Annotated in this window: 6 protein-coding genes; 4 read left to right on the top strand and 2 right to left on the bottom strand. The window is 34.9% G+C overall.

What is annotated here, in order from left to right:
* Positions 1 to 16 precede the first annotated feature (16 nt).
* Positions 17 to 484, top strand: coding sequence for a hypothetical protein (locus tag IJE64_RS09295; RefSeq protein ID WP_292785135.1), 468 nt, complete (start codon positions 17 to 19; stop codon positions 482 to 484).
* Here the strand turns inward: IJE64_RS09295 and dusB are convergent.
* A complete protein-coding gene (gene dusB / locus IJE64_RS09290; RefSeq protein WP_292785133.1) occupies positions 481 to 1,461 on the bottom strand; it encodes a tRNA dihydrouridine synthase DusB in 981 nt (326 codons plus the stop codon). The two genes, IJE64_RS09295 and dusB, sit on opposite strands and share 4 nt — an antisense overlap.
* Before the next feature lie 156 nt (positions 1,462 to 1,617).
* Positions 1,618 to 2,418 (bottom strand): DUF1002 domain-containing protein, encoded by an 801-nt coding sequence (locus IJE64_RS09285; protein ID WP_292785131.1) that lies wholly within the window; start codon positions 2,416 to 2,418, stop codon positions 1,618 to 1,620.
* Positions 2,419 to 2,627: 209 nt separating this feature from the next.
* Between IJE64_RS09285 and IJE64_RS09280 the strand changes: the two genes are divergently transcribed.
* From IJE64_RS09280 to IJE64_RS09270, 3 genes are all read left to right on the top strand, one after another.
* Positions 2,628 to 7,508, top strand: coding sequence for a cobaltochelatase subunit CobN (locus IJE64_RS09280; protein ID WP_292785129.1), 4,881 nt, complete (start codon positions 2,628 to 2,630; stop codon positions 7,506 to 7,508).
* A gap of 143 nt (positions 7,509 to 7,651) precedes the next feature.
* Entirely contained in the window at positions 7,652 to 12,043 is a 4,392-nt protein-coding gene (locus IJE64_RS09275) for a right-handed parallel beta-helix repeat-containing protein (protein ID WP_292785127.1), read from the top strand.
* A 192-nt stretch (positions 12,044 to 12,235) separates the two neighbouring features.
* Positions 12,236 to 14,302 (top strand): hypothetical protein (locus IJE64_RS09270; RefSeq protein ID WP_292785125.1); only part of this gene is annotated, 2,067 nt, incomplete at its 3' end.

The raw sequence follows: 14,302 nt of genomic DNA, 5'->3' as shown, positions 1-14,302 counted from the left end.
AGTTTTAATTTTAATTATGGATTTTGGATTTTCATATGTTGGGTTAGTGTTTCTGATAATGCTTTTTGCTCCAAACATTGTCTGGTCAAAAAACAAACCAAAGGACTATGAGAAATATGTTGAAAATGAGAATAGGATTTTATCTATTTTTGAGAGAGCGGGTCAGGTATTGGTAGTCTGCTTTTCATTAATTTTCACAGATTTCAACATTAGATCTGAATTTTCGGTGTTGATATTGGTTTTGGCATTTATATTCATGATTCTGTATGAATTCTATTGGATTGAGTATTTCAAAAGCTCTAAGACAATGGATGACATGTATTCCAGTTTCATAGGCATTCCAGTTGCAGGTGCAACTCTGCCTGTTTTAGCATTCTTATGTTTGGGGATTTATGGGAAAAATGTATTTTTGATTATTTCAACAATCATTTTGGGAATTGGTCATATCGGCATCCATTTGGGCCATAAAAAAGAGTTGAACTAACGGGCTATTGATTTTCTATATTCATCAAGCAAATCAAACAGCTCTTCTTTAGTATTGATTTTAAACAGTTTCGGCTTTATCTCAACGCTTCTATATGAATTTTTTAGATAGTAGGCAGTTTGAGTCTTCATTTTATGCAATGCAATTTTTTCAGTTTTTATTTCACTGAGAAGTTCCATGTGCTTTTTTATCATGGCTATTTTTTCCTCGATTGTTACCTTTTGGGGTTCGATTCCATTGTCCAGATAATCAATGCACTGCTTAATGAGCCATGGGTTTCCCCTAACTGCCCTTCCAAGCATGATTGCATCACATCCGGTTTCATCAATCATTCTTTTTGCATCATAGCATGTCCAGATATCTCCATTACCAATTACTGGTATTGAAACGTTCTCCTTCACTTCACGAATTAGTGACCAGTCGGCAGGAACATCATACCTGTCTTCTCTAGTTCTCGGGTGAATTGTAATGGCAGATGCACCAGCATCCTCAACAATTCCTGCAACTTCAACTGCATTGATATTTTTTCTCTCCCAGCCGCTTCTTATTTTAACCGTAACCGGCTCGGGAACGCTGTCCACAACAGTTTGCACAATGCTTTCTATTTTTTCAGGGTTTTTTAAAAGTGCACTTCCGGATTTACTTTTCACTGCCACTTTTGTAACAGGACATCCCATATTGATGTCAATGATGTCGGGTTTCATGTTTTCGGAGATGTATTCTGATGCAATTTTAAAGGATTCAGCATCCGCTCCAAATATCTGCTGTGAAATGGGCCTCTCTTCTTCAGTCATATACAGCATTTCTTTGGCTTTGTTGTTTTCATATACGATTGATTTGGCCGAAACCATTTCAGTTTCGATAAGGCCGCATCCCATGGATTTGGCAATCCTTCTATAGGCAGAGTCGCAAATACCCGCCATAGGGGCCAAGACGACCTGATTGTCTATTTTAACATTGTCTATTTTCCATTTCATATTATCGTTAAAAATTGTTACTAATATTTTTTAAGCCTGCATTAATTAACTTTTGTGAAAAATGATGAAAACTGAATAGTATATGTTTTAAAAAATAAGATAGGGACTATCCCTAATTGAATAGTCCGTCAAATAATCCCGAATCACCGCTTTGTGTTAATTTAAAACATCTGATACTTGTGATTCGTAATCGTCAATGTCGCTTTGTAAATTCTGTAGTTTTTCAATTGTATTTGCAAGGTTTTCGATATCACTATCTGTAATGTTGATGTTGTTGATGATAGTGTAATTGTTGATTATGTTTACAATTGTTTGGTGATCTGTGATATTGTCTTCCTTAACTTTTTCTTTTACATCGTCAACCAAGTCAGACAATTCATCAGCGCTGACATTTGAGTTTTCAACAATTTCAGCTTCTGTGAAAATTTCGTCATTTGCTGCCTCTTTTATATCCTCCGGAATTTCAACGTTAGTTGCCTCTTCATAACAGTTCATAACTCCAGTCAAAGCAGATTCACCGGTTGCTGTTACAGGACTGGTTACATAAACATGTCCGCTTGTGATTCCAACGGATTTCAATGCTGAAATGTACATGTCTCCAGTAATGGTTGTGATTTTTGATTTGTCAACACTTACTTTGAGATCTTCGTTGTCGTTTAAATCAACGAGTGCAGATGAAAATATTTGGTTTGACCCGTAAGTTTTTCCAGTTATGTTTTTTGCAATTTTATTAACTTCACTAGCTGTTATTACTTTTGAGTTTGCATTTCCCAAATCGATGTTGGCTTGATTTTTAAAGAATGTGTCAACATCATTTTTATAATCTGAGTTTGCATATGTGGTTTCACCGTAGGTAATTACCACGGAGTCACTAGCTTGCCCTGAAAATCCCATAGGGATTATCATTCCCGCAAATATTATGGATAAAATTACTATACCAATAGTGCTTTTGCGCATATTATCACCTCTAATATAATAGCACACTTTATTTATTTTATTTACTATTTAAATGTATCTTTTATGTGTATAATTTAATTGACGATATCATAATTTTAATTAAGTTTAGTAAATTTTATATGTTTTCAAATTAAATTTAAACTTATAGTAAATTATTTATTGCTATTATTATTTCATTTAATTGGCTTAAAGGAGGTGAAAATACGAAAATGTTTGATAAACGGATTATATTTACATTAATTATTTCTTTATTGCTTCTATTGTCTGTAAGTTGTACATTTGCAGTTGATGATGAGACAATATCTGATATAACGGATAATTCAGATATTAGCACGATAACGTGCGGTAAGGTTCTCAAAGCTCAAGATACAGCACAGGATAATCAAGTATTAACAGCAAATAACAATGCTATCAATATTAATGTCAGGGATTCTTACAATGGAACAGTCAAAACTTGGGATGAAGACGGTTTTAATCTGGCCGGAGCTACAGTAAAAGTTTTTGATTCAAAAAATAAGCTGATTTCAACATACACCACAGACTCAAACGGTAATGCCGCAATTAAAAATTTGGGCTCTGATAAGTATTATTTGGAAGTTAGCTATTCAACTTATGAACCAATCAGGCTTGATGCTGTAGACTTCACCAAAAATAGCGGCACAGTTGATATTAATGGAGTAACCTTTATTCCGGACATATTGCTGCTTGTGGACTATAACTCTCACAATGAGAAGGTTGACGTGTTGATGAACATGTCCAGGAGAGTTGCATATATCAGTACTACCGATTTTGATAAATCCCGCGCATGGCTAGTTGAATATGCTAATTATATGCATATTGACATGTTTTCAGAATCGGCATACAGTGTTCTCACTGGTCAGTATCTAAAGCAGCTTCTGGCGAAATCTCCGGCAAATGCAAATTATAACGTGGCATATACATTCAGTGTTTATTCACAGCAAATTTTAAATAACACTGGTTTGCATGTTGTAGGTGCTTCTCCAGCTAACAACACCTTTGATACTATCGAAAATACTTATATCGGTTCATATTTCCAAGCTCGTGACATTGAAGAGTCATATATCTTGCAAAGCAATATGAGAAATTATTTAGATTATGTGTTTTACTTAATTAATCCATCTAAATATAGTAATCCGACACTAGATGAAAATAATGCTCCGTTAATGTCTCCAGAATGCGGATTTTATCATCCCGATTTGGGCATGTATACCTTAGTTCCTGAAGGATATTTAATCAACCAGTGGATTCAAGAGAATCCTGGTTATACTCACAGTTCAGACGGTAGCCTGAATTGGATGACTGAAAATTATGTTGTGTGGTTATCCGAAATATTGGACCCTACATCATTGTTCAAAAAATTCGAAAAGGATTATATCGAAAGATTCAATCCAGATAAATCATTCATAGCTATAGCTTCTTACTATGGTGGAGAAGAGGTAACTGATGCATTAATTAGAGGTTATGAAGCTAATGGAAGACCAGCATTTAATGTATTTAAAACTGGAACTCAGCCTCCAATGTCTTCAATCTTGAATAAGATCAATTCAATTTCAACCGTTGGAATCTCTGCTGTCAACTCCTTGTGCAGTTGGTCATTGGATTATGCCAATGGTACTGCAGAGCCTGATTTAACTGACATTGATTTGCATGTATTGAAAGGAATCGTTGAAATTTCCGAATACAGTTATAATAGTGAATTGGGTCCTCAGGTTGAATGGACTTACATGGTTACATATCCAAGTTTCGAAGGGGTGTTCGGTCAAGTTGCTCTATCTTGGGTGGATAGTTACGGAAAATCTCATGTTATCCAAGACAGTGTAGACAAGATGGTCCAACTGAATTGTAAATGGGCCGATTTGCATGATTTAAATAATTCCGATAAAAAAGTTGCTGTGATGCTTTATAATTATCCTCCGGGTAAGGCTGAGATTGGCGCTTCTTATTTGGATGTATTCTCCAGTGCTTATGATTTGCTTGTTCAGTTATATAATCAGGGTTATGATATAGGCGGTTCAGTCGAGTATTTAAACTATTACAACAATACCTATGAATTGCTTATCAAGTCATCAGGAGACGGTTATAAGATCAACGGAACTTTGACCAACTTCATCTCCTTATATAATCTAACCCAGATTATTTTTGACATGAACAATAAGGGGTCATGGGCTTCTGGTTTGCTTGAAAAGTATGTGGAAGAAAATTGGGATGATTTGATGGAGCATCACCAATTGATTTCACTGGAAGAGTTTGAACATTTAACCGCAGATGTTAGGGATGAACTGTATAATGATCTTATTAGCTATTGGGGAGATAATTTAGGTCCTGCAATGGTCTATAAGCAAAAGTATATTGTTATTCCTGGCGTTTGGTTTGGTAATATTTTCATCACTTTCCAACCAAGTAGAGGTTGGGAAGAGGTTCAAGATTATCACAGCCTAGTGATTCCTCCACATCAACAGTATGTTGCATTTTATAAATGGATGGAAAAGACTGCAAATATCAATGCAATTGTAAGTATGGGAACTCATGGAACTCTGGAATGGCTGCCGGGTATTAATCTTGGGGCATTCCCTGGAGATTGGACTTTTGAGTTGTCCTTAATTCCTACAGTTTATCCATATATTGTATCCAACCCTGGTGAAGCGATGGTTGCAAGGGATAGAAGTTCAGCTTTGTTGATCACTCACATGACTCCTGCAATGGTTTCATCTGAGCTATACGGCAATTATACCACTTTAAAAAATTACATTAATTATTATAAAGACCAAATGTCTTTAAATGTAACAACAAATGCAGAGGAATATAAAAATAAAATCCTTGATTTGGCTCCTAGTTTAGGTTTCAGAAATCTTTCACGCGGTGAAACATTCCAGCATTGGATTGATGATTTGCACCATTATCTGGATGCAATGGAAGATGATTTCAATACATTCGGCCTTCACACATTAGGAAAAATATTGACCGGTTATGAGCTTTCAGAGGAAATTGTTACAATCGTAACTTCCCAAACCAAGATTTATGACCAGTTAATTGAGTTTTTATATCCTGATTTGAAAGGATTGACCTTCTTCGGAGACATGCAGGGCAATTTCAAATATTCTAATGAAGTGGATAAAATCAAATCATTCCTGAAGAACTATGCTTCTCGCCTAGTCAATGGAACTTCTGCAGCAGATTTGAATAAGGAATTTGGCATTAAGGAAGGTACTGCATTATATAATTCCACACTTTACTGTGAAGTTATTATTGACAACATTCAGAAAAACAATGAATGGAATGCAATCATGCTTTCATTAAGTGGACGTTATGTTAAATCAGGACTATTCGCCGATCCATCCTATGGTGATTCAATACCTACAGGTTATGACGGTTACGCTTCCGACCCTACAAGGATGCCTTCCGAGGCTGCTTATGGGTCTGCCGTGAAGATTGTAGACATGCTTTTAGCTAACTACTATGAACAACACGGTAAATGGCCTGAATTGACCTCTTTAATCTTGTGGGGTACTGAAATATCCAGGACAGAAGGAATTGGTGTTGCCGAGTTCATGTATTTCCTAGGCTGCAAGCCGGTTTGGGCAGACAATGGTAAAGTGCTTGGTGTTGAACAGATTCCAATAGAAGATTTAACAGTTCAATTAAATAATGGCACTGTTGTTAACAGGCCTAGAATTGATGTATTTGCAAGTATGGTAACCAACAACAAGGATTGGATTACTTGGATGTTAACTTCACTCAGTTTGGCAGTAAATGCAACTGGTGAGGATGAGACAAACAATTATGTAATCAAGCATTACGCTGAAAATCCTACCTTGGACAGATTGTTCGGTCTTCCGGGCAACGTATTGGAAGGAACTGGTATGTCCAATCTTATTCCGAATACTGCAGACTGGAACATATCTACAGTTAACGAGTATGCTATGGATATTTACTTAAGTAAGGTATCTTATTCTTGGACTCTTGATGAAAAAGGAAATGTTGTAGTCAACAATCAAAAAGAGAACTATAAATATTTGCTTGATAAGGTCGATGTCATTACACAAAACTTCGACAGTTCATGGAGATTATTCGATTCCGATGATTACTATGATTGGTTTGGCGGATTGTATAATGCAGCTAATGTGTTAAAGGCTCAATCCGGTAAAGAAAAACCTGATACTGCATTTTTCGATATTAGGAATAAAAATAACTATATTTCAAGAACTTATCAAGATGAAATTGATTTTGAAGTGAGAAGTATGTTATTGAATCCTCAATATTATAATGCTTTGGTAAATACTCCTGGTGGAATGAACGCTTATGCATCCAGATTCCAGAACTTCTATGCAAGTACAGTCATTGGTGGTGGCGAGTTGAATAAAGAACTCGGTAATCAATTGGCTGATACAGTAATGACAATCAATTCCGGAGTAACCAACTCTCAGCTTGCTGCAGGTGCACAATCCTCCACTGCTTGGATGATTTATATGGCTCAGCAAGGAATATGGGACGGTGATGCCAGCACTGTTCAGCAACTGGTTGATACTTACATGCAAAGCGTAATCGATTATGGTGTAGCTTGTTGTCACCACACATGTAAAAATCTCGCTTGGAATTCAGAAATAATTCAATTGAGTTCTTTAACTTCTTCACAAAAACAGCAATTTGCAGATATCCTTGCACAGGCAACAAACACTGATCCATTATATCAAATGGATGAACAAGAATCAAACGGTAATCAAGGTCAATCCGGTTCAAGTAATGGTAATCAGAATGCAGATACATTAGCTAATAACACTTCTCAAGAGCAATCTGAGGGGTCCAATTCTGGAGGAAAAACCGCATTCGGTGCTGATCCTTCACAAGGAGCTAATGCAAAATCCAGCTCTAATTCACAAGGCTCTCAAGAAGGGGCCTCTGGAGATAGTGCTGGCGATGGATCCAATGCTTACGAGCTTACAGAATCAACATCAAAATCTGCTGCTTCAGGCGAATCAAGCATGCCAATATTTGTTATTGGAGCAGTCCTTGTATTGCTTGCGATATTCTTCTTCGGATATGTGAGGAAAAACGATGATGATGACTATTAATTCATCATCAACTTTTTTTATTTTTTTCGTTATTTTTAAATATTATATCTTTGTATATCTAATAATATAATAGAAAATTTTTAAAGTTTATTTTAATTAAACTTTCATATATTTTTATAAAGCTTATATGATGAGGTATAATAATGATAAAAAAATTAAGCATATTAGTTTTATTATTGGTTATTTTATTATCTGTAGGGGCGGTAAGCGCTTCCGAGTATGTAAACATGACTGATGATGAATCTAATTCGGATGTGTTGAAGATTTCCGATACTGATGATATGACGTCAGAATCTTCTTCTCACACTATCAATCAAAGCAATTATTTAAAATATTTTGATACTAAGGGGAATTTAATAGATTCAACTGTGAATTCAAGAGACACTATTTATTTGGATGGTGCTTTCTCTAACTTGAAATTCACAATCAATAAACCGGTAAACATTATCGGAACTTCCACCAATGATATTAAAAATTGTTTCATTACATTGACAAGTGGAGCATCTGGAAGTTCAATAACTAATTTGAAGATTGCCAATACTAAAGATGAGACTTATGGGATATTTTTAAACTCTGCTAATAATTGTACTGTTCAGAATTGTAATATAGTCAACACAGGTAAGTCTTCATACTGTATTTGTGTAGCCAATGGGGCAATGTACAATACCGTCACTGATAACTATTTGAAAACATATGGTATAACATATGGTCATGGTAGTTTTACACGATCCACACCTACATTAATCTTAAGTAGTGCCTATTATAATTATGTGGCTAATAACCATGTTGAATCTGATGATGCGAATGGTATTTATTTGTCCAGTTACTCTGGAGGTCCATTAAATGGAGGCAACTCCAATTTTAATATTATTTACAATAATACCCTCCATTATAATGTTTTACCAACTTCATGGTCATGGGGTATTCAAGTAATGGGAAATAACAATACTATAAAATCCAATACTGTAATCGGAAGTTATAGGGGTGTTTCCACTGCAGGTAGCGGAAATATTATAATTGAAAACAAAATTATCAACCTTACTGGTGCAGATTTTAATCATCCTAATGTTGAAACCGGTGGAGAATATGGAATTGTAGCTTCCTATGATTCATATGTTGCAAATAATGAGATTATCGGCGCTAAAGTAATTTCTACTGGTGCAGGAATCTCAGCTATTGACAATTCTATTGTAGAGAATAATGTCGTTAATGTTACTTTAAAAGGTAGAGGTATTGCAGCAGGAGGTTCTAATGTAGTTATTCAAGATAATGTTGTATATACTGAAGTTGGATCCGGAATTTATGAAAAAGATGAAGGTTCTGGTTTATTAGTTAAAGCAAATAACATTACTTCACACTCAGGTGTTGGAATTCTAATAGAGCAAGTGAGCCCAAAAAGAATGCCGAAGAACGTGACAATAATCAACAATATTGTTTTAACTACTAACAAATATTCAATAGATGCCAGTGGTGTACAGGCTGATACTTCCGTAATAGAAAATAACATAGTTTCAACCTTAATAAATTCACCTTCAGGTGTTATTGACACATCAAAACCATCTTACACATATAAAGGAAAGACCATCTACATCACTCCGGACAATATCCGTGATTATATTAATGAGAATGGTGGATTAACATCTGAAGTAAACAATAGTGATATTTTAAGCTTCTCCGGAAGTTTTTCAAACGAAGTAATATATATCACAAAAAGTGTTAAAATCACTGGAAATAACCCTATATTCTATAATTCAACATTCAAAGTAACTTCCGGCAATGTTTTAATTGAAAATTTAACAATCATCAATAAATATGCAGAAAGAGTAAATGCTTGGGGTATATTTGTTAACCAGGCTCCGGGCGTTAGAATAGTAAATAATAGAATCACTGTTAATGACCCTAAGGCGTCTTATGCAATTTATGTCTTGGAATCAACTGATGTTGATGTCTGGAATAATTATTTAGCTTCAGAAGGAGATTATTTGACATTCACTTTACTTTCTTATGCTTCTGAAGGATGTAATTTTGCCAATAACACAATTTACACTATTGGAACTGGAAATGCATATAAGTTCAGTCCTGAAAAATGTATTGACGGCAATGAATTGGTAATCAATGGCAGATCATATTGTCTTGACGGTGAGGAAGTTGTAATCGATGGTAACAAATACTGTTTGGATGGCAATGAATTATACATAAACGGTGTTTCCTATTGTCTTGATGGTAATGAACTAGTCATTGATGGTAACAAATACTGTTTGGATGGTAACGAGTTTGTCATTGGCGGCACTAGCTATTGTCTTGATGGTAATGAATTAGTAATCAACGGTACTTCCTACACTCTAAACAAGGATGTGCTTGTAATTAATGGAACCAGTTATTGCCTTGATGGTGAGGAAGTTGTAATTGATGGTAACAAATACTGTTTGGACGGTAATGAAGTATTCATTAATGGTGTTTCCTATTGCATTGACGGCAATGAGCTAGTAATTAACGGAACAACTTACTGTTTGGATGGCAGTGAATCAGCAACCAGTGGATTCCACATAGTTTCAGAAATTTATCAAACCTATGGAATTTTATTGTTGTACTCATCTAATAGTATAATTTCTGGAAACGACGTAAATGTCACTTCAAACTTGCAAAGTACATATTCACATATTGGAAACGAGTCTTCCCAGAATTCATTGGTGGGAATTGATTTGTATTTCAACTGTCATAACAACACTGTTTCAAACAATAACGTTTTTATTACAGGTAACGACAATTACATTTATGGTATGGGCGTTTTAGGCTATTACACCGGACATTCAGCTCCTGAAGGTCAAGGTGCTACAGACAATTACTTCATCGCAAACAAGATTAATCTTGAAGGATTGTATTGTGTTGAAGGAATAATCATCGGTGATGAATCTGAAGACACAATAATAAAAGATAATGTGATAAACATCAAATCAAGTTGCGTTAGTTACGGCGTTTACTTTGAAATGTCTCAGATGTCAACTGTCGACAGCAATAATATTTCATTGGATTCACAGGTCATTTATGGTATCATAGGATACGATTCAAGCAATAACACTATAATCAATAATTACGTTGTAGCAAATGCTTATGATGCCTATGGAATGCTATTTTCAAACGGTAAATATAACCTGATTTCAGGCAATGAAATTCATGCAAACGGAAACGGTAAGGACATCACATTTTTAAATACAGATTCTCTCGGTTATGGCAATGCTGGTGTGTATCTCAAATCAAACTCTACCAACAATCTAATTGAAGACAACAAGGTCACCTCACTTAAAGGGTATGCAATCTTACTTGATAGTGTAGCCGTTGACAATGTGGTTTATGACAATTATCTGGTTGGAGAGAATACTTCAGGCAACGGTGCCGTATATGATTCCAGAAACAATGACGTATCTGATAATTACAGATACATTGCAGTTCCGTCAGCTTCAAGCATCAATGTTCCATATTGGGGCACTGGCGTTTTCAAAGTGACCTTTGACAAGAATGTTGATGGAGGAGTTGTAAAATTCTTCGATGCTGACAATATCTGTTTTGATGAGGCAGTTGTATCAAATGGCGTTGCCAGTGCAACTTATGAATTCGACTCCTCATATGTTCCGGCTCAGTATTTGTTCTCAGCCGAATTTTCAAAAGAGGATTTCAAGTCCATTAGTTTCAATATTGGTGTTTCCATTTCCAAAGGAAATATCATAATCAACGTGATAAACGTTTCTGCAGAGCAAGGATCTGATGTGAATATTACTGCGGAAGTATTTGATGAGCTTGGAAATCCAATCAAAGGAGCGGAAGTTAAATTCAATCGTGTAACTTCAGCCAATAGGCTTGCTATTATGGGAACTGCCATAACAAACAATGAGGGTATTGCTACACTCGTTTATAATGTGCCTGTATCTTTGGCTGTTGGATCACATGAAATTGTTTCTGAGGTATCCGATGTAGAAAAGTATAATGATGCGGACACTTCTTCCACTATGGATGTTATTAAAAAGGTTTCAATCACCGGCGGTAAAAACTATTCTGTATATTACGGCAATACCGTAACTTACAAAGTCAGAATTCTTGATGCCAACGGCAAAGCGGTTGGAGCAGGCGAGAAAGTAACATTTAAAATTAATGGAAAAACTAAGGTTGTATCAACTAACAGTAATGGTTATGCATCTTATTCCGTAAAGTTAGCTGCCGGTAAATACACAATCACAGCGCAATGCTGCGCTAAAAAGGTATCAAATACAATTACCTTCAAACCTACTTTAACAGCTAAAGATGTTACTCAGAAAAAAGGAAAAGTTGCAAAATTCACCGTGAAATTAGTTGACAAAAACGGTAAGATCTTGAAGAATAAAAAGATTAACTTCAGCATCAAAAATAAGAAATACACTGCAAAAACCAATGCCAAAGGTATCTCCACCTTATCCATTAAGAATTTAAGTGTGGGCAAATATACCATATCCTCCTCTTACGGTGGATGCACAATTAAAAATACCATTACAATTAAAAAATAAGGGTTTTTAACCTTTATTTTACTTTTTTTTAAAATTTACTTGAATAATATTTAAATATTTTTAAATCAAAAATATTTACCAATAGTCATGTTGTTTTTATTTTTATAAAATTTTTTAGACTATTACAAAATTTAATATATATTAAATAGAGGTGTAATTATTAAATCGAAAACTTTGGTTATTTCATTAATTATGCTTTGTTTGGTAATGTTATCAGTTGGTTCAGCGTTTGCTGCTGATAATAATTCCGATTTAGCTAATGATGATTTAACCGGTGGGGAGACACTTGCTATTTCTGATGATACTCAAGTAGCAAGTGATGAAACTGTTACTTCTGATGTTGTAACAAAGGAGAACTTTAATAATTATTTTGATGGAAACGGATCATTGTTGTCAAATGTAACTGCTAAAGAATTGACTTTTAGTGGCGAAATTTCCGACGTTGGTGTAAACACAATAGTTTTAGACCGTTCAATAACTTTGACTGGTAATAATGCTACTTTAAGCAATATAGCTATTGATGTAAAAGCTAGCGATGTTGTTATATCCGGTTTAACTTTAAATCAAAATAATGGAACTTATGCAATTTCTGCTTATGGCACATCCAATGTTAATATTACAGATTCAATAATTAATTTTGAAGCTATTGCAAATGAAGACGGATATGCTATTAAAGCGGATAATGTATCCAATTTATATCTTTTAAGAAATGCAATAACTTATGTTGGAACAACAACTGGTTCCGCTATAAACAATGCAATTCTTCTTTCCAATGCAAAAAATGCTTTAATTGAGGAAAATTTATTTGATTTATATTTAGTTTCATCTTATGTTCCTTGGGCTGAAGTTCCTGCTGGTTCAGGTAATTGGGTAAGCGCTCCGATTTCTGAAGGTATTGTAATTGAATCATCTAATGATGTTAAATTTTCTGAAAATCTCGTTGATGTAATCTATAATAACGTTTCAGGTTCTTATGACACTATCTATGCTATTGATTTCAAGGATTCTGACAATGCCATGATTAAAGAGAATATCATTAATGCTGTTGGAAACACTTACATTTATGGTATGACCATTTCTGGTGAAAATTTTGCAATCAGGTCAAATAACATCACTGTCGAATCCGATTATTATGCTAACGGTATTGATATTGAAGGTCCTGCAACTGGTGTTGTAGAAGATAATGTGATTGATGTTAAAGCCAATAATTCCGTTTATGGTATTTACTCTGGTATGAATGGTGCTGATGTTACTGCTGAATATACTGGCAATAACATTACTGGTAGCGCTTATAATGTATTTGGTTTCTCATTAGGTGATGTTTCAAGCCATCTTGAAAGCAACTACGTTGATTTAACAGGTAATTACACTACCGGTATCGCTTATAGAGGTTCATACATCAATGCTGAAAAGAATAGGATAATTTTAACTTCTTCTGAAGAGGGCAACATGTCCGTTTCGGAAAGTTTTGGTGTTGAGACTGTTGGTATTAAAGTTGTTCAAGGTAATGCTAGCATAACTGACAATGTTATCGCTACTCAAGGCAAAGGTATTTCTATTACAGGCGCTACTTATTTCGTTGAAATTGAAGACAACTTCATAAATGTTGTTGCTAATGTTGATAAGGATGCTTATGCAATTTATGCTGCTGATGTTCCAATATTGGATATTTACACTAACACTATTGATTATCAAGGCACTACAATGGGCACTGGTATAAATAATGCGGTTTATCTCACTAATGCATCAGACTCTAGAATTTTCGGCAATACTTTTGAATTGGATTTAGTGTCCTCTTATGTTCCTTGGTTTGAAATTCCTGCCGGTTCAGGCAATTGGGTATCTTTCCCTGTATCTGAAGGTATTGTAGTTGAGGATTCTGATGATGCAGTTTTAGCAGATAACAAGATTAATGTTGTATATGGTGATGTTGTAGGTTCTTATGACACTATTTATGCTGTTAGTTTCAAAAACTCTGATAATGCAGTTATCACATTAAATAATATCACTGCTTTAGGTAACACTTACATTTACGGCATTCAAGTCAGCGGTGAAAACTTCACTATTGATGGAAACAAAATTACAGTAGAATCCGATTATTATGCTAACGGTATTGATATTGAAGGTCCTGCAACTGGTGTTGTAGAAGATAATGTGATTGATATTAAGGCTAATACTTCCGTTTATGCTATTTATTCCGGTATGAATGGTGCTGATGTTACTGCTGAATATACTGGCAATAACATTACTGGTAGCGCT

Source organism: Methanobrevibacter sp. (assembly GCF_017409525.1).
Classification (GTDB): domain Archaea; phylum Methanobacteriota; class Methanobacteria; order Methanobacteriales; family Methanobacteriaceae; genus Methanocatella.
Note: the sequence above shows the minus strand (reverse complement) of the source record. Positions and strands in the feature narration are given on the sequence as shown.